The sequence below is a fragment of the Caballeronia sp. LZ029 genome, assembly GCF_031451275.1.
Taxonomy (GTDB): Bacteria; Pseudomonadota; Gammaproteobacteria; order Burkholderiales; family Burkholderiaceae; genus Caballeronia; species Caballeronia jiangsuensis.
Genome location: NZ_JARUXO010000003.1, coordinates 981858 through 1008507, shown reverse-complemented (window position 1 = coordinate 1008507; position 26650 = coordinate 981858). Strand labels below are relative to the sequence as shown.

25 protein-coding genes are annotated in these 26650 nt (G+C 62.1%); 13 read left to right on the top strand and 12 right to left on the bottom strand.

Translation table 11 applies throughout. The features are described 5' to 3' along the window. Nucleotides 1-56 precede the first annotated feature (56 nt). Nucleotides 57-947, top strand: coding sequence for a LysR family transcriptional regulator (locus QCE73_RS24010; protein ID WP_309883871.1), 891 nt, complete (start codon nt 57-59; stop codon nt 945-947). Here the strand turns inward: QCE73_RS24010 and ppk2 are convergent. Both ppk2 and QCE73_RS24000 read right to left on the bottom strand, forming a co-directional pair. Further along, complete coding sequence (gene ppk2, locus QCE73_RS24005; RefSeq protein ID WP_309883870.1) at nt 944-1996, bottom strand: polyphosphate kinase 2; 1053 nt, start codon at nt 1994-1996, stop codon at nt 944-946. The genes QCE73_RS24010 and ppk2 overlap by 4 nt on opposite strands. 27 nt (nt 1997-2023) lie before the next feature. Then, nucleotides 2024-2245: a YdcH family protein gene (locus QCE73_RS24000; protein WP_035499904.1), complete on the bottom strand. Its 222-nt coding sequence runs from the start codon at nt 2243-2245 to the stop codon at nt 2024-2026. A 224-nt stretch (nt 2246-2469) separates the two neighbouring features. On the opposite strand from QCE73_RS24000, the gene QCE73_RS23995 reads away from it, so the two are divergent. Further along, entirely contained in the window at nt 2470-2784 is a 315-nt protein-coding gene (locus tag QCE73_RS23995) for a hypothetical protein (RefSeq protein WP_309883869.1), read from the top strand. Between the two features lie 153 nt (nt 2785-2937). Then, a complete protein-coding gene (locus QCE73_RS23990) occupies nt 2938-3585 on the top strand; it encodes a VC0807 family protein (RefSeq protein ID WP_035499727.1) in 648 nt (215 codons plus the stop codon). Between the two features lie 20 nt (nt 3586-3605). Here QCE73_RS23990 and QCE73_RS23985 read toward each other — a convergent pair whose 3' ends face one another. After that, nucleotides 3606-4430, bottom strand: coding sequence for an alpha/beta hydrolase (locus QCE73_RS23985; RefSeq protein ID WP_309883868.1), 825 nt, complete (start codon nt 4428-4430; stop codon nt 3606-3608). 24 nt (nt 4431-4454) lie between these two features. Next, complete coding sequence (locus QCE73_RS23980) at nt 4455-4634, bottom strand: DUF3563 family protein (RefSeq protein WP_238288931.1); 180 nt, start codon at nt 4632-4634, stop codon at nt 4455-4457. Between the two features lie 338 nt (nt 4635-4972). Between QCE73_RS23980 and QCE73_RS23975 the strand changes: the two genes are divergently transcribed. Further along, complete coding sequence (locus QCE73_RS23975; RefSeq protein ID WP_309883867.1) at nt 4973-9016, top strand: response regulator; 4044 nt, start codon at nt 4973-4975, stop codon at nt 9014-9016. Between the two features lie 19 nt (nt 9017-9035). On the opposite strand, the gene QCE73_RS23970 is transcribed toward QCE73_RS23975, so the two are convergent. Beyond that, nucleotides 9036-9932, bottom strand: coding sequence for a response regulator (locus QCE73_RS23970; RefSeq protein WP_309883866.1), 897 nt, complete (start codon nt 9930-9932; stop codon nt 9036-9038). Nucleotides 9933-10342: 410 nt separating this feature from the next. Here QCE73_RS23970 and QCE73_RS23965 point away from each other — a divergent pair, with 410 nt between their 5' ends. Next, nucleotides 10343-11716: a sigma-54 dependent transcriptional regulator gene (locus QCE73_RS23965; RefSeq protein WP_035499721.1), complete on the top strand. Its 1374-nt coding sequence runs from the start codon at nt 10343-10345 to the stop codon at nt 11714-11716. 353 nt (nt 11717-12069) lie between these two features. Then, complete coding sequence (locus QCE73_RS23960) at nt 12070-13434, top strand: MATE family efflux transporter (RefSeq protein ID WP_309883865.1); 1365 nt, start codon at nt 12070-12072, stop codon at nt 13432-13434. Here QCE73_RS23960 and QCE73_RS23955 read toward each other — a convergent pair. The 3 genes from QCE73_RS23955 to QCE73_RS23945 form a co-directional block, all read right to left on the bottom strand. After that, nucleotides 13431-14627 (bottom strand): acyltransferase, encoded by a 1197-nt coding sequence (locus QCE73_RS23955; RefSeq protein WP_309883864.1) that lies wholly within the window; start codon nt 14625-14627, stop codon nt 13431-13433. The genes QCE73_RS23960 and QCE73_RS23955 overlap by 4 nt on opposite strands. A 152-nt stretch (nt 14628-14779) precedes the next feature. Continuing rightward, a complete protein-coding gene (locus tag QCE73_RS23950) occupies nt 14780-15958 on the bottom strand; it encodes an alpha/beta hydrolase (RefSeq protein ID WP_309883863.1) in 1179 nt (392 codons plus the stop codon). 10 nt (nt 15959-15968) lie between these two features. Continuing rightward, nucleotides 15969-16850: a LysR family transcriptional regulator gene (locus QCE73_RS23945; RefSeq protein WP_035499714.1), complete on the bottom strand. Its 882-nt coding sequence runs from the start codon at nt 16848-16850 to the stop codon at nt 15969-15971. A 126-nt stretch (nt 16851-16976) separates the two neighbouring features. Between QCE73_RS23945 and QCE73_RS23940 the strand changes: the two genes are divergently transcribed. The 3 genes from QCE73_RS23940 (at nt 16977) to QCE73_RS23930 (ending at nt 20098) form a co-directional block, all read left to right on the top strand. Then, nucleotides 16977-18260: an MFS transporter gene (locus tag QCE73_RS23940; RefSeq protein ID WP_309883862.1), complete on the top strand. Its 1284-nt coding sequence runs from the start codon at nt 16977-16979 to the stop codon at nt 18258-18260. A 7-nt stretch (nt 18261-18267) separates the two neighbouring features. Next, nucleotides 18268-19137, top strand: coding sequence for an amidohydrolase family protein (locus tag QCE73_RS23935; protein ID WP_309883861.1), 870 nt, complete (start codon nt 18268-18270; stop codon nt 19135-19137). 79 nt (nt 19138-19216) lie between these two features. Next, the gene (locus tag QCE73_RS23930) at nt 19217-20098 is read left to right on the top strand and encodes an oxaloacetate decarboxylase (RefSeq protein ID WP_035499901.1); all 882 of its coding nucleotides are present in this window, start codon (nt 19217-19219) and stop codon (nt 20096-20098) included. 21 nt (nt 20099-20119) lie between these two features. Here QCE73_RS23930 and QCE73_RS23925 read toward each other — a convergent pair whose 3' ends face one another. After that, the gene (locus QCE73_RS23925; protein WP_238211340.1) at nt 20120-20419 is read right to left on the bottom strand and encodes a DUF4148 domain-containing protein; all 300 of its coding nucleotides are present in this window, start codon (nt 20417-20419) and stop codon (nt 20120-20122) included. A 260-nt stretch (nt 20420-20679) separates the two neighbouring features. Between QCE73_RS23925 and QCE73_RS23920 the strand changes: the two genes are divergently transcribed. Continuing rightward, nucleotides 20680-20970 (top strand): DUF1330 domain-containing protein, encoded by a 291-nt coding sequence (locus QCE73_RS23920; protein ID WP_035499900.1) that lies wholly within the window; start codon nt 20680-20682, stop codon nt 20968-20970. Between the two features lie 40 nt (nt 20971-21010). On the opposite strand, the gene QCE73_RS23915 is transcribed toward QCE73_RS23920, so the two are convergent. Next, a complete protein-coding gene (locus QCE73_RS23915) occupies nt 21011-21733 on the bottom strand; it encodes a haloacid dehalogenase type II (RefSeq protein WP_309883859.1) in 723 nt (240 codons plus the stop codon). A gap of 182 nt (nt 21734-21915) precedes the next feature. Between QCE73_RS23915 and QCE73_RS23910 the strand changes: the two genes are divergently transcribed. Next, nucleotides 21916-22626: an SDR family NAD(P)-dependent oxidoreductase gene (locus QCE73_RS23910; RefSeq protein ID WP_035499706.1), complete on the top strand. Its 711-nt coding sequence runs from the start codon at nt 21916-21918 to the stop codon at nt 22624-22626. 73 nt (nt 22627-22699) lie between these two features. Beyond that, complete coding sequence (locus QCE73_RS23905) at nt 22700-22930, top strand: 4-oxalocrotonate tautomerase family protein (RefSeq protein WP_035499705.1); 231 nt, start codon at nt 22700-22702, stop codon at nt 22928-22930. A 58-nt stretch (nt 22931-22988) separates the two neighbouring features. On the opposite strand, the gene treA is transcribed toward QCE73_RS23905, so the two are convergent. Further along, entirely contained in the window at nt 22989-24638 is a 1650-nt protein-coding gene (gene treA, locus QCE73_RS23900; protein WP_035499703.1) for an alpha,alpha-trehalase TreA, read from the bottom strand. Between the two features lie 133 nt (nt 24639-24771). Then, on the bottom strand, nt 24772-25665 hold the full coding sequence (locus QCE73_RS23895) for a helix-turn-helix domain-containing protein (RefSeq protein ID WP_309883858.1): 894 nt from the start codon (nt 25663-25665) through the stop codon (nt 24772-24774). A gap of 135 nt (nt 25666-25800) precedes the next feature. Here QCE73_RS23895 and QCE73_RS23890 point away from each other — a divergent pair, with 135 nt between their 5' ends. Next, nucleotides 25801-26640: an SDR family oxidoreductase gene (locus QCE73_RS23890; protein WP_309883857.1), complete on the top strand. Its 840-nt coding sequence runs from the start codon at nt 25801-25803 to the stop codon at nt 26638-26640. Nucleotides 26641-26650 lie beyond the last annotated feature (10 nt).

Genomic DNA, 26650 nt, shown 5'->3' with positions numbered 1-26650 from the left:
GCCCTTACAATCTGGCATTTCCAATGCGAGGCTTCGGTTAAACCGAAGGATCAAGCATGCGTTTCGATCTGACCGACATGCGGCTTTTCCTGACCGTGGTCGAGCGCGGCAGCATCACGGCGGGCGCGCAGGCGATGCATCTCGCGCTGGCCTCGGCAAGCGAGCGCATCGCCGGGATGGAGGCCGCGCTCGGCGCGCCGCTGCTCGAACGTAACCGGCGCGGCGTGCAGGCGACCGCCGCCGGCGATGCCTTCGTGCGCCACGCGCGCGCGATACTCGGTCAGGTCGAGCAGATGCGCGGCGAACTGCGCTCGTTCGCGACGGGCCTCAAAGGCCGCATCCGGATGATGTCGAACACGGCCGCGCTGGCCGCCTTCCTGCCGCCGAGGCTCTCGCATTTTCTCGCCGTGCATCCGGATCTTTCGATCGATCTCGACGAGCGCCCGAGCGTCGAGATCGTGCTGGCGGTTGCGGAAAGCCGCGCCGATCTGGGCGTCGTGTCGGACACCGCGGACCTCGGACAGCTACAGACGCATCTGCTCGCGCAGGATCAACTGGTGGTGGTGGCGAACCGCGCGCATCGCATCGCGGGGGAACGCGCGGTGGCGTTCGCGGACATCGTCGGCGAGGCCTTCGTGGGCTTATCGGATGCCGCGCTCGAATTGCATCTGGCCGAGCGCGCGTCGCGGCTCGGCAAGCAGATCAGCTATCGCATCCGTATGCGCAGCATCGACAACGTCGGCATGCTGGTCGAGGCGGGCATCGGGCTGGTGATTTTATCGGAGGCGTCCGCGCGCATGCTGGAGCGGCCGGAACTCGCCATCGTGCCGCTCTCGGAGCCGTGGGCGACGCGCCGCCTGCATCTGTGCGCCCGCGACTTCGAGGCGCTCACGCCACACGCGCGCCTGCTCGCCGAGACGCTGATGGACGGCGCGAACGCGAGCTAGAAAGGCCGCCCGACGATGAATGGATCGACCGCGCCGATCGCCCTGAGATCGCGATTCGCATACGGCAGCCTGTGCAGCACGTAGCGCATCGCGTTGAGCCGCGCGCGCTTCTTGCAATCGGAGCGCACGACGGTCCAGGGCGTGTCGGCGGTATCGGTGTGCGCGAACATCGCTTCCTTGGCTTCGGTATAGGCGTCCCACTTGTCGAGCGACGCGAGATCGACCGGGCTCAGCTTCCACTGCTTGAGCGGATGTATCTCGCGCTCCTTGAAGCGGCGGCGCTGCTCGGCGCGGCTCACCGAAAACCATAGCTTGATGACGTGCGTCCCGCCCTGCGACAGATGCCGCTCGAACGCGGGCACCTGCTGCATGAATTCGTCGTATTCGCGCGGCGTGCAGAAGCCCATCACGCGCTCGACGCCCGCGCGGTTGTACCACGAGCGATCGAACAGGACGATCTCGCCCGCTGTCGGCAAGTGGCCGACGTAGCGCTGGAAGTACCATTGACCCCGCTCGCGCTCGGACGGCTTTTCCAGTGCGACCACGCGCGCGCCGCGCGGATTGAGATGCTCCATGAAGCGCTTGATGGTGCCGCCCTTGCCCGCCGCATCGCGTCCTTCGAAGACGATCACGAGACGCTGGCCGGTGTCCCGCACCCAGGCCTGCAACTTCAGCAACTCGACCTGAAGCCGGTACTTCTGCTTCTCGTACGCGCGCCGCGACATCAGGTTCCGATACGGATAACTGCCCTCGCGCCACGACGGCGAGAGCTCGTCGTCCGGATCGGCCGATCCGCTGCCCGTTCGAAGCACGGCGTCGCCATCGAAGAGATGAGCGCGCAGCATGGCGACTTCATCCGGCGACATTCCGCCGATCAGCGTTCTCACGGTATCGACCAGCGATGCCGCTTGTTCGTGGTCGTGCGGGTCGAAGCCTTTGAGAATGTCGCTGACGCTACTCGTCAGCAGCTCATGCGCCGCTTCGACCGCGCGTGCCGCGATGTCGCCATCATTCGATTCAGTTGCCTTTTCGGGCGATATCGACTCCATGCCTTCCTCTTCGTTGTCTTCTCTGCTTCACGCGGCTTCGTGCGCCTTTCTCAAGACCGCATACAGCTTGTCCTTCAACAACAGCTTCTCCTTCTTCAACGATTCGATGGTGAACGAATTCGCAGGCGCGACGCCCGTCTCCATGTTGGCGATCTGATGATCGAGCTCGTTATGGCGCTCGAACAGCTTCGAGAAATGGGCGTCCTCGGTTTTCAGACGCGAGATGAGATCGCGATACTCGGGAAACATGCGGTGATCCTCCGGTGCGTTCGTCGTAAATACTTCGAAGTACATAGTACCGACCGGGCGAATCCATTTGTTAGACATTTATCAAGCGCGGCTGTGCCGTAACGTCGCAGAGCGCATGAAATGCACTTAGGCAAAACCCTCCTACTTCCGGGCATCGTCCTTGCACACAATGAGAGTGCCGCCGTGCATCCGCGCGGCGAGCGTGATGCCCAAGGGAGGCCGTCATGAAGAAGAGCCGCAATCGCGCGCAACGTCGCGCTCTGCAAATTGCGTTGATCGCCGGCGCTGCCGGTATGTGCTTCGCCACGGCAGCCAGCGCGGACAGTCAGGCCGCGAAGAAGATGGGCCAGATGGGCGTCATCAACCAGACGCTCCAGCCCAAGCCGCTCAAGCCGCCCCCGGCGACCACCAACACGCCGAACGCCGGAACGACCAACCCGAATTACAACGCGAATTCCACCTATAACCCCAACGCGGCAAACGCCGCGAATGGCGTGAATCCCGGGGCCACCGCCGCGGGTGCGGGCCAGAAGAAGTAAGCGATGCGATGCCGTCTGCCGGATCGGGCAGACGGCTTCGCTTTCTCATATCCTCTCTGCCGATTTGGCACGCGCGCATGCGTACATTCGCGCACGTTTGATCTTTTATACTGGGCTCACGGTTCCGCGTTCACAGTGCACACTCGTGAGTCCATGAAAAAAATCAAGCCCGGTCTCGTGCTCGAACTCGCCGCCAATCTGCTGCTTCCGTGGCTGGCGTATCGGCTTGCACTGCCGTATTGGGGCGATGTCGGCGCACTCTACGCATCGGCGGCGCCGCCGCTCGTGTGGAGCATCGCCGAATTCGCGCGCTCGCGGCGCGTCGATGCGCTTTCCGCGCTCGTGCTGTTCGGCATCGCGCTGTCGATCGTGATGCTCGCGATGGGCGGCAGCCCGCGCATCCTGCTCGTACGCGAATCGCTCGCGGCGGGCGCGACGGGCATCGTGTTCCTGATTTCGCTTTTCTTCCAGCGTCCGCTCATCTTCTATCTCGCCCGCGCCACCGTCACGCGCGAGCAGGAAAACGGCGCCGAGCGCTTCGAGGCGTACTGGAGCGAAAGCGCGTCGCTGCGCGCCTCGTTGCGGCTCATGACGCTGGTGTGGGGCGTCGGCCTGTCGGTCGAAACCGTGCTGCGTTTCTGGTTCGCGTGGACGTGGCCCGTCGAGCGCTATCTCGTCGTATCGCCCGTCGTGAGTTATGCGATTTACGGCGGATTGCTCGCGTGGACATTCTGGTTTCGCGCGCGGCTCATTCAGCGTCAGGGAAAAAGCGAGCCGTCGCGCGACGGGCTGTTGGGCTGACTGAGTGGTCGACCGACGGGCTAGCTGACGGGCCGCGCATCGCACGTGGCGATATGCTGTGCGATCGCGTCATTCACCGCCTGCGCATGCGTAATCGGCCCCATGTGCCCCGCATCGGGCACGACGATCAGCTTCGCCGCCGGCATCAGATCGGGCAACGACTCCGCGATCAGCCGCGTCGGCGCGGGCGCATGTTCGCCGCGCATCACGAGCGTCGGAATGCGCAGCTTCGCATACGCGCTCGCCGGCGTGGGCTCGTGTATCAGCGCGCGAAAATCGAGCGGCGCTTTCGGCACCCAGCGCGTGAGCATCGCCTGCACGGACGGCCGCAGCGCGGTCCACGCGCCATGCCCGCCCCAATAGTCGACGAACGAACGCGCCGCGCCACGCAGGTCGCCCGCGACGACGCCCTCGGCCGTGCGCGCCGCGATTGCGAGAATCTCCGCAAAGGCCGCCGCGCCGTGCGCGCCCATGCCCTTCAGCAAATGAAACGCCGACGGCTCGTAGAGCGTGATGCTCGCAACGCCGCGCGGCCGTTCGAGCGCCGCGCGCAACGCGACGCCGCCGCCATATGAATGTCCGACGAGATGTACCTTGCCGCGCGATCGATCGATGATCTCGACAGTGCGCGCGGCTTCGTCCGCGAGCGTGAAGGCTCGCTCGCCGCTCCACGGTCCGACGCTGTCGCAGCCGTAATGCTCCGGCGCGATCAGCGAATAGCGCGTGTCTTCGGTATTGAGCGCGTCGAGGGTGTCGCCCAAGAGACGCCATTGACTCGCGCCCGCGCCCGAGCAATGCAGCGCGATGACCGGCGCGCCGGTGTGTTCGTCGTTCAAAGCCATCATCGTTCGTTCTCGCCTCGTGATTGATCAGGTCTCGCTGTCGCTGTCGCACGCGCGCATGCGGCGCTCGAGTTCACCGATATCCGCGCACGATCCGAGATAGGCATCGCGGCGGCCATGCTCCGCACGGTTCAGCAAGATCCCTGTCCAGCAGATCAGATGCGGCAGCATGAAGTCCTTTCCTACATTGATTAGGTATCCCAACATGATTCGCTCCACTTGCACCAGCACGTTCCTTGATGAGATGCCGCTGAGCGATCGTTTAAAACGGGTTAACACGGGGAGTCGCTGCGACGGCGGTGGCGACATGTAGTGCAGCCACCGTGCCAGTTATGCGAATCCCTTGTGCCACAAGGCTCGGCGCGAACTCGACCGCGCGCCGGGCGACACGAGTGTCGGGCGCGAGCCAACGCTTTCGGTTCTGAACGACGGCGAACTTCGAACACGTCCGAAGCCGAAGCCATGCTTGCGATACGGATAAAACCGCGAAAATATTCCCGTCGCGCGGGGTCAAGTTTTCGAGTCATCGCGCCGTAGACAGACTGATGGCCGCGCAAAACGCGGCACTTGCCTCGCCGGGCCGTCTGACGGACGCCCCGGACGGCGCGATAAGATACGGCAGCGCCCGGTCCGGCGCCCTGCAATCGCTCATTCGGAGACACGGCGTGCCCAGTCGCCATTCGCTCACGTTCAGGATGACGGTGTTCATCGTCATCGTCTGCATGCTCCTGATCGGCACCGATATCGGGCGCAGCGTCGCCGCGCGCCGCGTGCAGATCGACGAGATGACGACGGCGACATCCAACCTCGCGCGCGCGATGGCGCAGCACGCGAACGACACCTTCAAGGAAGCCGACACGACGCTCATCGGCATGGTGGAACGCGTCGAGGAAGACGGCACGTCGCCGCAGGCGCTCGCGCGGCTGCATCGCTCGCTCGTCTCGCGCGTCGGGCAACTGCCGCAACTGAACGGCCTCTTCATCTACGACAAGACCGGCGCGTGGCTCGTCAACTCGCAGCCCAAACTCGATTCGCGCTTCAACAACTCGGACCGCGAATACTTCGACTATCACCGTACCCATACCGACCAGAATTCGCATATCGGGCCGCCGGTCAGAAGCCGCTCGACGGGCAAGTGGGTCGTGCCGATATCGCGTCGCATCGATGCGCCCGACGGCAGCTTCGCGGGCGTCGCGCTCGCGACCATCGACATCGACTTCTTCTCGCGTTTCTACGACAGCCTCGATCTCGGCGAGTCGGGCGCGGCGGCGCTCGTCCTGAATTCGGGCGTGATGGTGGTGCGCCGTCCGTTCGAGGACCGCTTCGTCGGCAAGAACGTGATCAACACGGCGCTCTTTCGCTCGCATCTGGAACAGGGCCGCTCCGGCGTGTTCACGACGCGCTCTTCGCAGGATCACATCACGCGCCTGAACAGCCTGCGCGAATTGCAGGACTATCCGCTCTTCGTCGCGGCGGCGCTCTCGGAAGACGAAATCCTCGGACCGTGGTGGCGCGACACGCTCTGGCACGCGTCGGTCACGACCGTGCTCGCGCTCGTGCTGGCGATGTTCGGCGCGCGGCTCGTGCGCCAGGTCAACGCACGCACGCGCATCGAGCAGGAACTCGCCCGCAGCCTCGCGACGACGCAGACCGTGCTCGATACCGCGATCAGCCCGATCATCACCGTGGACGAGCGCGGCGCCGTCCGCTCGTTCAACTCGGCGGGCGAAAAGGTGTTCGGGTACAAGGCCGACGAGGTCATCGGGCAGAACATCCGGATGCTGGTGCCGCCGCCGTATCTGGATGCGTATAACGAATACATAATGCAATTCAAGGGCGAGAACGGCGTGGCAACCGCCGATTGCGAGCTTGCCGGGCAGCGAAAGGACGGTACATCGTTTCCCGCGCACGTTTCCACAGGCGCGATGCGGCTCGATGGCGCTTTGCATTTTGTATCTGTCATTACGGATATTTCCCGGCAGAGAAAGGAGCGGACCGAGCTGGCTCACGCGCGCGACCAGCTTCTGCTTGCCGCCGACATCGCCGAGCTGGGCATCTGGTCCTGGGATATCGCGACCGGCAAGGTGCACTGGAATGCGCGCATGTTCGAGCTCTATCAGTACCCGCCGGAAATGCTCGACAACGGTTTGCATTTCGAGCACTGGCGCCTGCGCCTTCATCCCCAAGATCACGACGCGATCATGACGGACCTGCACGCTGTCGCGGCGGGCGAAACCGAGACTTTGCCGCCGTTTCGCATCGTCCTGCCGGACGGCACGACGCGGCGCATCCAGGCCGGTCTGCGCACGCAACGCAACGCGAGCGGCACGCCTGTCGTGATGACCGGCGTGAATTACGACATCACCGACCAATACGAGCTGGAATTCCATCTGCGCAACGCGAAGGAACAGGCGGATGCCGCGAGCGCGGCGAAGTCGTCGTTTCTCGCGAACATGAGCCACGAGATCCGCACCCCGATGAACGCGGTGCTCGGCATGCTGCATCTCGTGCAACTGACGACGCTCAACGCGCGCCAGCAGGACTATGTGAGCAAGGCCGAAACCGCGGCGAAATCGCTGCTGAACCTGCTCAACGACATCCTCGATTACTCGAAGATCGAAGCGGGCAAGCTGGAAATCGACAGCCATCCGTTCGAGCCGGAGAAACTGATGCAGGAGCTCGGCATCGTGCTGGCGGGCAATCAGGGCACGAAAGATGTCGAAGTGCTGTTCGATCTCGATCCGTCCTTGCCGGCCGTGCTGATCGGCGACAGCTTCCGGCTTCAGCAGGTGCTCATCAATCTCGCGGGCAATGCGCTCAAGTTCACGTCGACGGGGCAAATCGTCGTGAGCGTGCATCGATGCGAAGACGCGAACGGGCCAGCGGGCGACGCGGTGCGCATACGCGTCGCGGTGAGCGACAGCGGCATCGGCATCAGCGAGGAACAGCTCGGTCGCATCTTCGAAGGGTTCACGCAGGCGGAAGCATCGACGTCGCGGCGTTATGGAGGCTCCGGCCTCGGCCTCGTCATCAGCAAGCGGCTCCTCGCGATGATGGGCAGCCAACTCGAAGTCGAAAGCCGCGTCGGTGAAGGCAGCCGCTTCTGGTTCGACATCACGCTCGGCGTGGACACGTCCGGTGCGCTCATGCTCGACGACGTCACGATCCCCGAACACGGCGCGCGCATTCTCATCGCCGACGACAACGCGATCGCGGGCGAGATCATGGCGCGCACGGTGCGCTCGCTCGGCTGGCAGGCGGATGTCGTGACGAGCGGGGCCGAGGCGGTAAAGCGCATCGGCGACGCTGCATTCAGCGACGCGCCCTACGCCATCGCCCTGCTCGACTGGCGCATGCCGGGACTCGACGGCCTCAACGCTGCAAGGCAGATCGACGCGATGAAGGGCCGCGCGACGCCGCCTCTCGTGCTGCTGGTGACTGCTTTCGGACGAGAGGTTTTGCGCGAGTCGCAGGATGGCGGCGCTGCGCCCTTCGCCGCTTTTCTGACGAAGCCGGTGACACCGAAGCAGCTCGCCGCCGCAATCCGTGCTGCGCTGCCTCGCGCTATCAAGGCGATGCCGACGACGATGAAGCCGCCTTCGAATAATGCCCGCCGCCTCGCGGGACTTGCGTTACTCGTGGTCGAGGACAACGAGCTCAACCGCCAGGTCGCGGAAGGCCTGCTGCTGGCGGAAGGCGCGTCCGTGACGCTCGCGGATGGCGGCCGCGAAGGCGTCGACCGGATCGTGACAGGCAATGCCCATTTCGATGCCGTGCTGATGGACGTGCAGATGCCCGATCTCGACGGCCTCGAAGCAACGCGTCTGATTCGCGCGGATGGCCGTTTCGCCACGCTGCCGATCATCGCGATGACGGCCAATGCATCGGGCGCGGATCGCGATGCCTGTCTGGAGGCCGGCATGAACGATCACGTGGGCAAGCCGATCGATGTCGAGCGGCTGGTCGCGGTGCTGCACGCGCACGTTGCTACGCAGGACGCCGATGCCGAGGAAATCATCGAACCGCGCGATTCGATCGTCGCGCGCTTCGGTGGAAATGTCGATTTGATCCGTAATGCAATCGACCGCTTCGGCGCACAGACCGACAAACAACTGGCGCGGCTCGACTCGGCGCTCGCGGCACACGATACGCAAGCCGCCGCATCGATGCTGCATGCAATCAAAGGCAGCGCGGGGACGGTCGGCGCGGCGGCACTCGCGCAGCTCGCAAGCACGCTCGAAACCGATACGCATGTGCTCAAAGCAACGCGTTCAAAGCTGCCGCACATGCGGGAATTGCTTGCGTCGAGCGTGACACAGCTCGTCGACGAATTCGGTCGGCCGACGTCGTCCGTGAATGCGGAGACCAGCAAGTCACCGCTCGATGATGAAGACTGGCGTGCTCGGCTCGCCGCGATCATCGAATTGCTCGATACATCGAATCTGCAAGCGATCGCGCTATCCGAGAACCTGTCGCCTCATGCGCCGGGCGCGTATCGCGAGGACTTCGAGCAGTTTCTCGCACGCGTGCGAGCGCTCGATTTCGCGCGCGCATCGGAGATCGCGCGCGACATGCTCGAACAGGTTTGAATGAAGAAGACGCTATAACCTAGCCGGCGCGTGTGTCGCGAGCGAACACCGGAAACGGATGAACGCTCGCGCCCCCCGCCGATTCGAGTTGCGCGCGCAATTCTTCCCGCGCTTGCCGCGCCGAAGTCAATGCCCCTTGCACACGCGCTTGCAATACCGCAGACCTCGCCGGACTCGCGATGACATCCGCAGCGCCGGCATCGAGCGTGCATTGCTCCGTTTCGATATCGCGTGCATCGGCCAGCACGACGATAGGCACGTGCGCCAATTCAGCCAGCAACGCCTGCACGGCTTCGCAAGGGTTATCGCAGCAACGCGCATCCAGCACGATTGCGTCAGGCTCCTTGCTTTGCGCGAGACGCAGCGCGGCTTCGCAATCCTTCGCCACGTCGAGTGCGCCGATGGCTTCGAGCGCATGGCGATGCGCCTCGACCATGTCGTCGGAAAGGATGCCGAGCACGCGCACGCCCGTGGGTTTCGTCATTGCGGGCTTCGCTGCCTGCGCCTCCATCACGCGATGCCGCAAACGAAGCTGCGCCCGCACGCGCGCCCGCAAGCGTGGCGCGACGAGCGGCTTGATCACGTAATCGGCGGCGCCCATGCGAAACGCATCGACTTCGAGCGCGGGCGCGTCGTGACTCGTGATGAAAATGACCGGCACGCGCGCGAGCTTCGCGTCGCTCTTGAGAACCTCGCAGACATCGAAGCCCGTCATGTTGGGCAGATTGGCATCGAGAAGAATGAGGTCCGGCGTCGATTCACGTGCCAGAGCCAGCGCGGCCTCGCCCGTGAGCGCAAAGCGCTGGTTGGGAAATTCCGCGAGCATTTCGCCGATGACGCGGATCATCGCCGGATCGTCGTCGACCAGAAGCAAACGCGGCTGATAAGTTGAAGTGCGGTTCTCTGCTTTTTCCATGTTCGAACGGTATTCGTCAGACGGTACTCGCTTACGAACTCTACGCTCGCAATGCCGGGCGCCGCAAATCCAAAAAAATGCATGAGGGTACTAATTATCTGACATTTCAACGGCTGCCAGTTTCGGTTATGCAGATACTTGAGGCGCAGATCATATTCATAAGTGAATAAGTAATTCGTTCCGCTCCATCTTTCGGACGAAAGCCTCTCGGTATATGGCTGAACACCATAAAGCACGTGCGTGCCTTAATTTTCTGCACGGACGTATTGCAAAGATTACCCTGACGTTCTTAATCGATTCCACCGATCAATGTAAACATTCAAAATCGGCTAATCGTTTGCGAGACGTTTTACATTGCGGCAACCGGGCGCATACTTGCCGCTACGTCTATAAAAAAGCAGAGAAAAGCCATGTACGGGGAAGCCAGAACGCTCTATTTCGTGGGTCGGGCCGTATCGGACGATTTGTCCGGGCGTCTGCATGATCGCGGCTGGGCCATCGAGCGCATCGATCCGGCGAAGCCGCCCAAATCCGCCAAGCACGGCAAGCGCGCCGCCGCCGGGATCGTCGACCTGACGAGCCGCGGCTTCGCCGCCGAAGCGGCCGCGCTCACCGCGATGCTCGCAAGTTATCAGATCGGCTGGGTCGCGACCGTGGACGCCGAGCATGTCGATAACCCCGAGATTTGCCGGCTGATTCGCGATTTCTGTTTCGACTATGTGACGGTGCCCTCTTCGGCGGACCGTATCGTCGATGCAGTCGGGCATGCGTATGGCATGGTGTCGCTGCACGACACCGCCAGCAACGATCCCCGCAAGGACGATTGCAAGGAAGGCAGCATGGTCGGCTCCTGCGATGCAATGCAGGCGCTGTATCGCTCGATTCGCAAAGTCGCGATGACCGACGCGCCCGTTTTCATCTCCGGCGAATCGGGTACGGGCAAGGAACTCACGGCGGTCGCGATTCACGAGCGTTCGGTGCGCCGCGATCAGCCATTCGTCGCGATCAATTGCGGCGCCATACCCGCGCATCTGCTCCAATCGGAACTGTTCGGCTATGAGCGCGGCGCGTTCACGGGCGCGAATCAACGCAAGATCGGACGCGTGGAAGCAGCCGATGGCGGCACGCTCTTTCTCGATGAAATCGGCGATCTGCCGCTCGAAAGCCAGGCGAGCCTGTTGCGCTTCCTGCAGGAGCGCAAGATCGAGCGTCTGGGCGGACAAGGGTCGACGGACGTCGATGTACGCATCATTTCGGCGACGCACGTCGATATGCAGTCGGCGATGATCGAAGGACGCTTCCGTGCGGACTTGTACCATCGTCTGTGCGTGTTGCAGATCGATGAGCCGCCGCTGCGCGTGCGCGGCAAGGATATCGAACTGCTCGCGAATCACATGCTCGATCGCTTCAGGAAAGATGCGAGCCGCCGGTTGCGCGGCTTCGCACCGTGCGCGATCGCGGCACTTCATAACTATGGCTGGCCCGGCAATGTGCGCGAATTGATCAATCGCGTGCGTCGCGCAATCGTCATGTCGGAAGGACGCCAGATTCTCGCAGCCGATCTGGAACTGGGCGAATATGCGGAAGCCGCGCCGATGACGCTCGCGCAGGCACGCGAGGCCGCCGAGCGCCAGGCTATCGAAGTGGCGCTGCTGCGTCATCGCGGACGTCTCGGTGAAGCTGCGGATGAACTGGGCATCTCTCGCGTCACGCTGTATCGCATGCTGACGGCGTATGGTCTGCGCGTGAAACCGGACCGCCCTCTGGAGGCGTCGGGCGGCTAACGCTTACTGACCTCGTGCGTGAATCATGATTCGCTTAAAAGCACGCGAAGGAACCTTTGTTAGTGCTCGTCACTCCAATCACGGCATCGCAATCGATGCATCGTGAAAGTCTGAAGCGGCATTCGCGCATCACGCGCCGTTAGCCTCGTCACGCCTTTCCTCTCATAGCCCGCTGGCGTATTCTCGCGCCGCCAGCCGCGCGCTACGCAGTCTCGTTTCATTCATATGCGGCCCGCCCGAGCTTCTCCGGCGCGCTCATACAGCGCTCATTCGCATGCCATAACCTTGACTCGCACGTCGAATGCGTCGCGTGCTCGTATTGGCGTGCAGCAGGTAATTTCAGGTTGTCAGTCATGGTTTCGCTCAACAAAAACGTATCCCTCGTTCGTCAATTCTCGAACTACGCCGTGCCTACCGTGCTCGCGGCATGGGTGTACTGCATGCACTCGGTCATCAGCGGCATCTTCATCGGACGCCATATCGGCGCCGATGCGCTTGCCGCGTTGAACCTGCTCGTCCCGCTGCTTTATCTGCCCTATGCATTCAGCGTGATGATCGGCGTCGGCGGATCGACGCTCGTCTCGCGCCTGCTCGGCGAGCGGCGCGAGCGCGAAGCCGCCAAAGCATTCACGCAAGCGCTTTGGCTGCTCGGCTTATGCGGCGTGGCGTTCTCACTCGCCATTTATTTCTATGCCGATACCTTCGTGCAATGGACAGGCGCTCGCGGCGAACTCGCGCGCCTCGCAAAAGATTTCCTGCATGCCTATGCGCCGTTCGTCCTGTTTCCGACCGCATGTTATGCACTCGAACTCTTCTTGCGCATCGAAGGCGCGGCAAAGTTCGGCCTTGTATGCCTGATCGCGGGCGGCATCGCCGACGTCGCGTTGACATGGTGGATGGTCAGCTACATGCAATGGGGCATGAGCGGCGCGGCGCTCGCTTCGGGCATCAGTCAGGCGCTCGCCTGCATCCCGATGCTGGCCTATCACTTCGTCAGGGCCCGGCACGTTCGCCCCGTCGCCCGCGCATTCGCGCGGTTCGATCACGCGTGGCGCATGGCCTACAACGGCGTATCGGAGTTTCTCGGTGAGATCGCGCCGAGCGTCACGCTCTTCGCATTCAATCACGCGGTGCTGCGCTGGCTCGGCGACACGGGGCTCGTCGCGTTCGCGGTCGTCGAATACATGACGATGATCGCGTCGGTCACGATGGTCGCGCTCGTGCAGAGCATGCAGCCGATCGTGAGCTTTCAGCGCGGCGCGGGCAATGCGCATGCCGTGTCGCGCGCATTCTCGATCGGCATCATGGTCACGGCCGGTTTTGCGCTCGCCGCCGCCTTCGCGATTCTCACGCTCGCACAACCGCTGGGCGCGCTCTTCGTGCCCGACAGTGCGGCGGCGCAAGCGCTCCTGCGCGACGCGTTGCCGTGGTGCGCGCTCGCGTTCCTGCCGGCCGCGATCAATGTCGCGATCAGCGGCTATCTGACTGCCATCGAGGCGCCGCTCGCGTCGATGATCGTCGCGCTGCTGCGTAGCTGGATGTTGCTGCTGGCGATGCTGTGGCTTCTCACCGAATGGCTCGGGCCGAACGGCATCTGGATGACCGTCGCCATCACCGAACTGGCGACGCTGGCCGTGAGCATCGTGTTGTATCGCACGCGCGGCCGGCGCATCGATATGGCGGTGACGTTCACGGCTCAAGCGAATCCTCGCGGCTAAGCGTCACGCGTCAGGTGAAAACGCCTGTCCACGGATGCGAGCAGGCGTCTCGACAAACGCGTCGCACGCCCTTGAATCAGCCGGTCCGACACGCGCGAAAGCGCATAAGAAACGACCAGCACCGCGATAAGCGTCGCGCCGAATAGCGCGAGCGAAGTCTCGCCGTTCTTTTCTCCGAATGCGTGATCGAAGAAATGAAACGTCGCATAGACGCAGATGAAGTGCCAGAGATAGATGCCATAACTTTCGCGGCCGAGCGCGGCGGCGCAACGCCGGACGAACGTAGCGCGCGGCGCCGCTCGTGCGCTATCGCGGCGTCGTCGGGCGTGATGCGAACACACGAACAGCAGAAACGCCACGGCGCTGCACGCAGCGAACACGGGCGCGAGTGCATGCGCCTTGTCGAGCCATACGCCGAGCGCGGCGGTCGCGAGCGCAAAGCCCAATGCGAGCGAAAAATAGAGCCACGATACGCGCCTCGTGACATCGGACGCGCCGAGCAAATGAGAGCGAAACGCATACCACGCCCACATGCCGATGATGAAGCACGGCCCCTGCACAGGCGGCCAGAAGTAGCTGAACGTGTTATTGGCGACATTGCAATCGAGGCTGCCGTTGCAGTCGCTCATCGACATCGTCGCATAAGAGAGAGCCAGCAGCACAGCCGTAGCGAGCAGCAGACGCGCGCGATTCATTGCGAGGAAGAACAGCAGCGGCGCGATCAGATAGAACAGCATTTCGACGCCGATCGACCATCCTCCCGGCACGACGTTATTGATCGCGGTCGGTGAAAACGCATGCAGAAAGAGCATGTTGAGCAGAACGTCCATCGGGCCATGCGCGCCGAGAATCCATGCCCGCTCGATACCCGAACGCGTCGCGCCATAACTGATGAGGCCATAGACCGCGATCGCCGCGTAATACAACGGCGCTATGCGAAAAAAACGTTTGATGTAGAAGCGCAACGTGACATGACGCGCATCCGCGCAGCGCGCGTGATCCATCTCGAGCGTCATGAAGATCGTGATCGCGCTGATCACGAAGAAAAGCTGCACGCCGTATTGGCCCATGCGCGCGATGAGCGTCACGGCGCCGGGCAGATTGGGGAATTGAAACGACAGGTGTACTGCGACTACCCCGACGATCGCGAGCGCCCGGCCTGCGTCGAGCGCGGCAACACGTCCTTTATCCATCGATACTCTCCTCGCGGTTGATGCCGACCTTCAAAGGCCGCGAGGCTCGTGGACACTGGCGCTTTCGGTGAAGTTCCTGTGAATGCCGATGCACCGGCAACTCTTACAAGAGGAAACTTCATACACTTCTTGATACAACTCTCGATCACTCGCTATATCGCGGGCGCATCCTGCCTCAGAAATCGCAGGATGCGGCTGACGACGGTACTCGGCTGCTCCTGCTGCACCCAGTGCCCCGCGCCTTCGATCAAATGCGTCGCGCGAAAATTCGTGCAGGTCAATACGCGCATCGCTTCGAAATCGCCCGGGCGCTGGTAATAGCCCCAGTCGCTCGCGCCCGCGATGAAGCATGAAGGCACGTCGATCGTGTATCCCGACCAAAGCCGTAATGCGGCCGCATAATGCGGGTCGGTGCCGCAACGATACCAGTTCAATCCGCCCTGAAATCCGGTGCGCGCGTATTCGCTCGCGTACACGTTCAAATCCCGATCGGAAAGCCACGCGCATGAGGCGATCTTATCGGCGGCGGGCATATGCTCCGCGACGGTCTGCGGCATCGTCGCATCCGCATTCATCACGTAGTACGTGGGCAGCATAGCGAGTTGATCGGGCGTGACGGATGCAAGCGGATGCGGATGATTGCCCGGCCAGTCCGCGCTCTTGACGTGGTAATACGCGCGCAAGAACGCGGCGAGCCCTTGCGGCGGATGCCACATATCGTCGTTGGCCTGTGCGCCCGAGTAATACCATTGATAATGCTTGCGCGGCGGATCGAGCGATTGAAGCCCCGCCACTGCTTCCGCCATGACCGATGGCGCCGTTTCGACGCGCGCGAGGCTCGCATCGTCCTTCGCGGTATTGAACGCGAATGCGGGCGGCCCCGCGAACGGCGCGCTCATCATCACGACGGACGCGAACACATCGGGACGAATCAACGCACACCACGCGGCCACAGGCGAGCCAAAGTCATGACCGATGACCGATGCAACTCTGCGATAACCCAGCGCCGAAACGAGGCCCAGCACATCCCGCACGAGGTTCGGAAAGTTGAATGCGTCGAGATCGGTATCGAATACAGAAGCGCCGCCGACCGTGCGTCCATAACCTCGCTGATCGGGTGCGACGACATAAAAGCCCGCATCCGCGAGCGGTTTCATGATCTTGCGCCAGCTATAGGCGAGCTCGGGAAAGCCGTGCAAGAGCACGATACAGGGCCGTTCAGGGGCATCGAATCCGGCTTCGAGCACATGCATCGAAAGTCCGTTGCCGTTGTCGATCATGCGCGCGCGAATGCCCTCCGGCAAAGGCAGATCGTTCAAAGTTTCATTCATGCATGTCTCCTCATGCTTCGAGCAAGGCCGCGAAGCGATCCGCGAGCGTGGGACGTGAGCGCATCGGCCATATTGCGCTGAGTTCGAATGGTGGAAGGTTATCGCCGTCGCGTACATCGCAAAAGCGCACGCCGGCGAATTGCAGCGCCGTCACCGATTGCGGCAGAAGCGACGCGCCACATCCCGCCGCGACGCAAGCGAGCACGGTCAGCGAGCGATTCGCGTCCTGCACGACGTTAGCTTCACAACCTGCCTTACGAAAAGCACTCAGGATGCCCGCGCGGACAACCGGTAACTGATCGCTCGGAAACCACACGAGGCCCGCATCCGAAAGATCCTTCAGGCCGACTTTCCCATCGTCGCCGATGGCAAACGAGAGCGGCAGCACGGCGAGCAATCGTTCTCTCGCGATCATCTTCTCGCGCATACGCCCACCGACCGCGACGGGCGTATGCAGCAGGCCGATATCGATCGTGCCTTTCTCCAGCGCGCTCGCCTGCTCCGCATTGCTCATTTCCCTGAGCATGAGTTCGACATTGGGCACTTCCTCACGCAGCGCGGCAATCGCGCGAGGCAACAGACTGAAAAGCGCCGCCGATGCAAAGCCGATCGTGAGCCGCCCGCCACGTTGCGCGCCGATTTCCCGTGCGCGGTGCGATGCAGCATCGATACGCGCTACGCTCAATCGTATGTCTTCGACGATCGCTTCGCCCGCCGGTGTCAATTGCGCGCCACGGCGCGTACGCTCGAAGAGCTTCACGCCCAGATCGCGTTCCATGCGCGAAAGCGCCTGACTCAACGCGGGTTGCGCGATATCGAGCACCTCGGCCGCGCGTGTCACGCTGCCTGCATCGACCACGGCGAGGAAGTATTTGAGGTTGCGCGTCTCCATGTTGCCAGCATATCAAAATGTTATGAAAAACGAACGTATCCATAGTATGCGAGGCCGCGATTCGTTTCTAGAATGCAGTGACATATTGAACAAGAGCCGGCCCGACACCAGCACAGGAGACGCGAGATGAATTGGTACCGTGAGATTTCCACGGCGGAAAAACGCACGCTATGGGGATGCTTCGCAGGCTGGGCGCTCGATGGCGTCGATACGCAGGTATTCAGCCTCGTTATCCCGACGCTCATCGCGACATGGGGTATCGGCAAGGGACAAGCGGGTCTGATCGGCGGCGCGACGCTCGTCGCGGGCGCACTGGGCGGACTGCTTGCGGGCGTGCTCTCCGATCGCATCGGGCGCGTCAAGGCATTGCAGGTGACGGTTATCTGGTTTTCGCTCTTCACGTTTCTCAGCGCCTTCGCGCAGAACTTCGAGCAATTGCTCGTGCTTAAGTCGCTTCAGGGGCTGGGCTTCGGCGGCGAATGGACGGCCGGCGCGGTATTGCTCAGCGAGACGATTCGCGCAAAACATCGCGGCAAGGCTATGGGCATCGTGCAAAGCGCATGGGGCTTCGGCTGGGCCGGCGCGGTATTGCTCTATACCATCGTGTTCTCGTACATTTCACCCGATTGGGCCTGGCGTGTGCTGTTCGCGGTCGGTCTGTTACCCGCGCTGCTCGTCGTCTATATGCGCCGCAATATCGTAGAACCGCCGCGCGAATCGAAACCCGTCGAACAGGGTGATGTGCAAGCTCAAGGCACGTTCGCTATTCTCGCCGGCATCTTTCATCCGTCGGTATTGCGCACGACGATCGTCGGCGGATTGATCGGACTCGGCGCGCATGGCGGTTATCACGCCATTACGACATGGCTCCCGACTTACCTCAAAACCGAGCGCCACTTGTCGGTGCTCGGCACGGGCGGCTATTTGGCCGTCGTGATTACCGCGTTCATCATCGGATGCTTTGTCAGCGCGTGGTTGCAGGACAAGATCGGCCGCCGGAAAAACGTGATTCTCTTCGCGATCTGCTGCGCGGTCACGGTCAACGTTTATGTGTTCTTGCCTATCGGCGATGTTGCAATGCTGATGCTGAGCTTCCCGCTCGGGCTCTTCTCCGCAGGCATTCCGGCGACGCTCGGCGCGCTCTTCAACGAGCTGTATCCGCAAGGCGTGCGCGGCACGGGCGTCGGCTTTTGCTACAACTTCGGGCGCGTGGTGTCCGCTGTGTTTCCGGTGCTCGTCGGCCACATGGGCAATTCGATGCCGCTTGGACAAGCGCTCGGCATCGATGCGGGCATCGCATATGGACTCGTCGTCGTGGCTGCATTGCTGTTGCCCGAAACGAAAGGCCGTCGCATTGCGACCGTGCCCGCTCAAGCCGCTTCGAGCGAGCGATCGCCCACGCATGTCTGATCTGTCCATGATGCATACACTTCACTCCACACTCGCCGACGAGCAATGGCTAGCAACGACGCCCGCGGCAATCGAAGCCATCGACAGTCACGCGCATGTCTTCGTGCGCGGCCTTCCGCTTGCGCCGCATCGCCGTCACGCACCCGACTACGATGCAACGCTCGATGCCTACGCGGATCATTTGCACGCGAACCGCATATCGCATTCGGTGCTCGTACAGCCGAGTTTTCTGGGTACGGACAATTCGTTTTTCCTCGATGTGCTGCAGCGCTTTCCGCAACGCTTTCGTGGCGTGGCCGTCATCGATTCTTCCATCAGCGATGATGAATTGCGGCATCTCGTGGCGCATGGTGTCGTCGGCATGCGGCTGAATCTGATCGGCCTTGCGCTGCCCGATCTGCGCGACGCGCATTGGCGCGAGTTGTTCAGTCGCATTAACGCGCTCGGCTGGCATGTCGAGATTCATCGCGATGCGGTCGATTTGCCGATGCTCATCACGCCGCTGCTCGAACAAGATTGCACGATCGTGGTCGATCATTTCGGCCGACCCGATCCCGCATTCGGCATCGACGATCCGGGCTTTCGCTATCTTCTGACGACGGCAAGAAGCGGACGCGTGTGGGTCAAGTTATCGGCGGCTTATCGCAGCGTTTGCGGCGAAAGCGGCGTTGCGATCGGCCAATCGCTTACGTCGGCCTTGCTCGATTCCTTCGGCGCGGCGCGGCTCGTGTGGGGCAGCGACTGGCCGCATACGCAGCATCAAAGGCTGATCGACTACGACGCCTCCCGCGATGCGCTCGACCGCTGGATTCCGGACGCATCGCTGCGTACCATCGTGTTGCGCGATTCGGCGCGCGCCCTGTTTCGCTTCGCGTGATAGCCGCGCGAGCGCCGAAGCGCATCGCGGGTTAGCATTGCAGACGCCGAACATGAACTCACTTTCCGGACCCGAAGCCATGACCACTTCCTCTTCTCGCCGCCGTGCCGCCTTTCGCGAACGGGTCAACGCACGCAGCGCCCTGCTTCTGCCCGGCGCGTTCAATGCGATGAGCGCGCGCGTCGCGGCCGATCTGGGTTTCGAAGCGATCTACATCACCGGTGCGGGTGTGACGAACATGTCGCTCGGCATGCCGGACCTCGGCTTCATCGGCCTCGCGGAGATCGCGGAGCATACGTCGCGCATTCGCGATGCAGTGGACGTGCCGCTCATCGTCGATGCGGATACGGGCTTCGGCAATGCGCTCAACGTGCGTCATGCAGTGCGCACGCTGGAACGCGCGGGCGCCGATGCAATTCAACTCGAAGATCAGGTGATGCCGAAGAAGTGCGGCCATTTCGCGGGCAAGGCCGTGATCTCGACGAATGAAATGGCAGGGAAGATACGCGCGGCGGTGGATGCGCGCGAAGACGATAACTTTCAGATCATCGCGCGCACCGATGCGTGCGCGGTGGAAGGCTTCGATGCGGCGATCGAGCGCGCGCGTGCATTCGTCGAAGCGGGCGCCGACATTCTCTTTGTCGAAGCTATCGAAACGCCGGAGCAGATCGCATCGCTGCCGAAGCTGCTCGATGCACCGCAGCTCATCAATATCGTGATCGGCGGCAAGACGCCCGTAACGGATCAGGCGGATCTGGCGCGCCTGGGTTTCAGTCTCGTGCTGTATGCGAATGCCGCGTTGCAAAGTGCCGTGCGCGGCATGCAGACCGCGCTCGGCGCATTGAAATCGCAGGGACGGCTCGATGAAGATCCGGCAGTCGTCGCGCCGTTCGCCGAACGTCAACGCCTCGTGAACAAGCCGCTCTTCGATGAACTCGACCGCAAATACGCCGCGGACTGATTCATTCGCCTGAAGTACGGCTTATCGCGAGTACATCGCGTTCCAGTCCGATTGCGACACGCGCGCACCGCCCGATTGCGACGTGCCGTTAGCCGCGCCGCCATAAGCCGTCGCGCCATCGCGTGCGGCGAGCTTCGCTTCGGCTGCCTGAATCGCTTCTGGATAGTGAGCCTGATCGCCGTCGCCCACGTGATAACCCACGCTCTGCAATTCGGCGAGTTCCGCACGGACCTGCGCCCGCGTGATCTGGCTTTGAGCGAACGAAGCGACAGGAACGACAAGAACGGTTGCGACGACGGCTGCGCGAATGATCGACTTCATGATGAAACTCCAGTGTTATGAGGTGCCTGGCTTCGAACAGGATGTCGTTCGAAAGCAGTAATGGCAGTCTATGACGCTGGTCTTCACGGGTTAACCCCTAGCGTAAGAAAGCACCTTTCACGGAAACGAGCAGAATCGAGCGCGCGGGCGGCGCGGGCATCCGCATTCGAGAATTTGCTATGCTGGCCGCCGGACTGAACGCAATCGCGCATTGCGTTCGCCTCATGGCGCAAAGCGCCCGTCAAACACTGGAGATACAGATGGCAAAAGGATATTGGGTCAGCGTGTACAAGAAGATCATGAAGCCCGAGCAAGCCGCCGAATACGCGAAGATCGCAACGCAAGCCATCGCGGAAGGCGGCGGCCGTCCCCTCGTTCGCGGCGTCGCGGCGATGGCGCAAGGCGAAGGCGCGATCGAGCGCACGGTGGTCATCGAATTCGATTCGCTCGATGCGGCCGTCGCCGCCTATAACAGCGCGACGTATCAGCATGCGCTGGAAGTGCTGGGCGATTCCGTGGTGCGCGACTTCCGCGTCGTCGAAGGCGCTTAACGGCGCTTGAAGTCGCTTCATCGGCCGATGTTATCGGCGCTCAGGCGCCCACGGCATCGGCCAGTTCGTTCATGTCGTTCGCGACGACATCCCAATCGCTCTCGGCTTTCAGATCCACTTTCTGACCCGGACCGCGCTCATACGGACGCGCGATGAACGCAGTGCGCAAGCCGCACTTTCTTGCCGCGGCGAGATCGTCGTTATGCGCGGCGACCAGACAAACCTCTTCCGGCTTCAGCATCAGCACATCCGCCGTGCGCAAATAGGCCTGCGGATCCGGCTTGTAAATCTGCGCGATCTCCGCGCCGAGAATCGCATCCCAGGGCAGGCCGGCACGCTTCGCCATATCCACCATCAGCCTGATATTGCCGTTCGAAAGCGGCGCGATGATATGGCGCGCCTTGAGTCGTAGCATGCCCGATATCGAATCCGGCCAAGGGTCGAGCCGATGCCACGCGAGATTGAGTTCGTCGAGCGCCTCGGAAGGAACAGCTTTCGGATCGATACCGAACTCCGGCAAGACATCCACCAGATTCTCGCGATGCAGCACATCGAGCCGCACGAACGATCGCTCGCCGCCGATGATCTTGCGCATCGCGGGCACATAGCGGCTGCGCCATGCATCCGCGAACGCTTCAGGCGCAGCGCCCGTTGCGCCGTGGCGTTGCAGGAACGGCGCGGCCTCGCGCGCGACGCCGCCGCGCCAGTCCACGACCGTCCCGAATACATCGAATACGAATGCCTTCACGTTGCGCAAGCTCACGTGTATCTCCCATTGAATGTTTCGTCTGATCGATTCGCCCGCGAAGCATTTGTTCCTCGCGTGCAAGACTGATTGTCCACCGCGTGTGTACGCAACGAATCTCGAAGGGCATAAATTACGAGCCATCGGAGCCGTCGGTCCGATCCGCAACAGGCCCAAATCAACATCTATCGAGGTTCATCATGAGCAACGCAAACAAAGTCGCTATCGTCACCGGCGCGTCGCAAGGCATCGGCGCGGAAATCGTCAACGCATTTCGCGCGCAAGGTTATCGCGTCGTCGCAACCGCCCGTTCCGTTACGCAGCCGGACGATCCGAACGTCATAGCCGTCGCTGGCGATATCGGCGATCGAGCCACCGCGCAGCGCGTCGTCGATGCCGCGATCGCAAAGTTCGGCCGCATCGATACGCTCGTCAACAACGCCGGCATCTTCATCGCCAAGCCCTTCACGCAATATACGCAGGAAGACTATGCGGCGTTCCTGAATGTGAACCTGAACGGCTTCTTCAATATCACGCAACTCGCTGTCGAGCAGATGGAGAAGAACAAGAGCGGACATGTCGTCAGCATCACGACGTCCCTCGTCGATCATGCGGTGAGCGGCGTGCCTTCGGTGCTGGCGTCGCTGACCAAAGGCGGCCTGAATGCCGCGACGAAGTCACTGGCAATCGAATATGCGAAGTCCGGCATTCGGGCGAATGCGGTGTCGCCCGGCATCATCAAGTCGCCGATGCACGCGCCCGAAACGCACGAAGCACTCGGCGCGCTGCATCCTATGGGACACATGGGCGAAATGAGCGACATCGTGAACGCCGTGCTGTATCTTGATTCCGCGCCGTTCGTGACGGGCGAGATCCTGCACGTCGACGGCGGTCAAAGCGCGGGACATTGATTGATCGATTCTTCACCGGTTGCGAATGCGCCCTTCGCGGGCGCTTCGTTGTTTCCCATTCAAGGAGATCGCCATGCCGATGGTCACGATTCAGGTCACACGCGAAGGCAGCAAGCCCGGCACGAGTGCCGTCACCGCCGATGAGAAAGCGCAACTCATCAAGGGCGTGAGCCAGTTGTTGCTCGACGTGTTGAACAAGCCGCTCGACGCCACGTTCGTCGTGATAGAAGAAGTGGAGATGGAGAACTGGGGCGTGGGCGGTTTGCCGGTGCAGGAATATCGACGGCAGAAGCAGGCGAAGTAAAGTCGTTACTACGGCATCGCCGCATGAAGAACCACGGCGATGCCTTCGTTTCGCTGTCTTATTGCCCCGGTGCGTAGAGATCGAGGAGCTTCAGCGTGACGCCATTGGTCCAGCCGAAGCCATCCTGCAACGGATATTCGCCGCCGCCCCCGCCGCCCGTTCCCTCGCCTTCCACGATGTACTTCTCCACGAGCTTCTGCTGCGTCTTGTAGACGTTATTCACGTCGGCAAGAAAGCGCGTGCCGATCTGCTGCGCGAGATCGCTGCGCCCATATCGCTTCAGACCTTGCACCGCGATCCAGTGCAATGGCGCCCAGCCGTTCGGTGCGTCCCACTGCTGCGTCGTGTTGTAGGTGGTCGTCGTGAGGCCGCCCGGCTTCAGCAGCATCGCTTCGACTGTCTCCGCTGTCTTATGCGCGCGATCCGGCCACGCCGCGTTGGCGAAGAGCGGATAAAGCATCGCCGCCGACGGGTTATTGCGCGGTTGTCCGAGCTTCCAGTCGTAATCGCCGTAATAGCCGTTCTTGTTCCAGAGATACTTGTTGATGCCGACGGCACGCTTCGCCGCGCGTCCGATGAACTCGCCGACGCAACCGAAATCGCGCGCTTCGCCGCAACCGATAGCAATCGTCGTTTCGAGGTGGAACATCAGGCTATTCAGATCGACGGGAACGATCGATGTCGTGCGAATGGTCGCGAGCGTCATGTTGTCGCCGAACCAGCGCGAACTGAAGTCCCAGCCGCTTTCGGCGGCCGCGCGCAGATCGCGATACACCTCGTTCGCCGGGCGATTCGTGACCTGTTTGGCAGTGGCGACGTCTTCCGAATAAGACTCGTCGCGCGGCGTGTCGCGCTCGTCCCAATAGCGATTGAGCACGGTCTTGTCCGGCAGCATCACGACATTGCGCACCGCGCCGCCCGGCTGCAACGTATTCGCGCCCTGCATCCAGTAGCTATGCTCTTTCCGCAATTGCGGCAAATACTTCTGATAGACCCGCCCGCCTTCCTTGTGCGCGGCAAGTTCGACCATATAGGAGAAAAACGGCGGTTGCGACCGGCTCACGTAGTACGTGCGATTACCGTTCGGAATATGTCCGATCGTGTCGATCAGATACGCGAAGTTATCGAGCATGTCGTCGACGAGATCTTCACGGCCCGCTTCCTGAAGACCCAGCATCGTGAAATACGTGTCCCAGTAGTAACCTTCGCGAAAGCGTCCGCCCGGCACGACATATTGCTTGGGCATCGGAATCAGCGAGCTATTGGGCGGTACGTTGGCGGTCGTCGTGAGACGCGTGAGTTCCGGCCAGAGCCAGTCGATATGTTCACGCAACGACTGGTTCGGCGGCGGCGTGATGACCTGATCCGTCGGCGGCGTGAAGTACTGCGCGACGAACGTCTTCAGCGAAAAGCCCGGCGCCGACATCTGCTGATGATAGGCCTGCACGATTTGCGCGGGATCGATCTTCGGTGTCGCGTCCACGAAGGTCTTTTGATCGGGATAAATGCCCTGTGTCTGCACGGCGACGAAAAGATCGCCGTATAACTCGCTCGGCGGAGGCGGCAGCGTATAACCGGTTTGCGCGTCCGCATACGCGAGGTTTGCAGCCGCGCTCATGACGAGCCAGCCGCATAGCACTCCGCGTGCCTTGAACTGGAAACGCCGCGACGCCTCGTGCGCCGCGCGATGCGATAACAGTGCGATCATGCTCCCTCCTCAAAAGGATCAGTGAACCGGACTGGTCTCGCTCGCGCCGCTTTTGTTCTGGTCGATTCGCAGCACGGCGAAGCATCGCACGCTTGCACGACGGTGGCAACCCTCCGACATCCGTGCGAACAGGCTATTGAATGGCCAGCGCCTTATGCGCTTCGGCCTGAAATTGCGTCGGCGTGACGCCGGTCTGCTTGCGGAAATAGCGGCTGAAATACGCGATATCGGTAAAGCCCAATCCATGCGCGATCTGCTTGACCGACATGCTCGAATAAACGAGATCGCGCTGTGCCTCGCGCACGAGATGTTCATTGATCATCGCGAGCGGCGAGCTCGATATCTCCTCGCGGCAGATGCGTCCGAGTTGCGTGACCGTCATGCCGAGCTTCTGCGCATAGAAATCCACGGGCTGATGCTCGCGAAAGTGCGCGGCCACCAGTTCCCTGAAGCGCTTGATCTGTTGCACGCGTCTTTCCGTCGATGCGACGCTCGGCGCGGACGCACTCTCGCATAGCCGCGCGACATGCACGAAAAGTGCAATCAACAGCGACATGCCCGCCGCCACGTGTCCACGGTTCGTCGCGCGAAACTCCCGCTCCAGCAATTCGAGGATCGGCATGAACGCGCTTTCCTTCACGGACTGGGCGCTGATACGCGAAAGCCCCGCGCGTTGCAGCACGGGAAGGAGCCCTGGTGCCGCGATCGATGCAAGCGCCTCGATCGATCTTTGCGCGACGGTCACGACCAGACCATCGACGTCCGGCGCGAAGTTGAACCCATGCACCGTTTGCGCAGGCAGCACGATGACGCACGGCGGCAGGATATCGATCATGCGGTTCTCGATCAGCACCTGCCCGCCGCCGCTGCGAATGTACAGAAATTGCAAGAGCGCGTCATGACGATGCGCGTCGATATGCCAGTCGTTCGGCGCGCTGCGCTCGGCGATCCACTCGAAGTTGAACGCGTCATACCACGGCGGACGCGCGGATTCTCCGTACAGGTTGTAGTTAGGGATTTTCCTCATGTCGCGCGTCTCCTGATGCACAAATTGTCCTGTCGTCTGCCGCCTTTGTCCAATTTTTTATGCAAGGTCGTGAATATACTTTTTTCACGGGCAAGGCTATCGCGCCTTCGCATCGAATGGACTCAGGAGACAAGGATGACTAATCAGGTCGCGCGGGATCACACCGCGCCGCATTGGCTCGGACTCGAATCGGGCGTGTGTGTGGTGACGGGTGCGGCGGGCGGCATCGGCCGCGCCATTGCATCGACATTCGCCGATGCGGGCGCGCGCCTCGCATTGCTCGATCGCGATGAAGCGCGTTGCAACGAAGTGGCCGAAGCGCTGCGCGCAAGCGGCGTCGATGCGATTGCCATTGCCTGCGATATCGCCGATGCGGCGAGCGTGAACCGCGCACGCGATCAGGTCGAGCGAAAGTTCGGCCATGTCGATGTACTCGTGAACAATGCGGGTTTGTTGAGAGCGGGCGGCATCGAAGTTATCGGCCTCGATGCGTGGAATGCGATGCTCGCCGTCAATCTCACGGGCTATATGTTGTGCGCACAGGCATTCGGACGCGGCATGCTGGCGCGTGGCGCGGGCAGCATCGTGCATATCGCATCGGTGGCGGCGCATCATCCGCAAACCTGGAGCGGCGCATATAGCCCGAGCAAGGCCGGCATCGCGATGCTGTCGCGTCAGATCGCCGCCGAATGGGGCGCGCGTGGCGTGCGCAGCAACACGGTCTGCCCCGGCATGATCCGCACGCCGCTCTCGAAGGCGTTCTATGAGCAAGGCGATGTCGAAGCGCGCCGCAGCGCGATGACCGCGAGCAGGCGTATCGGCGAGCCGCGCGATATCGCGGAAGTCGTGGCGTTTCTCGCGAGCCAGCGCGCGGCGTATGTGAACGGCGCAGAGCTTGCCGTCGATGGCGGCTTCGAATGCATGTTGATGGACCTCGTTCCACGTCCCGGCTTCGAAGCGCCGCGCACCGCCTGAAACACGGCCT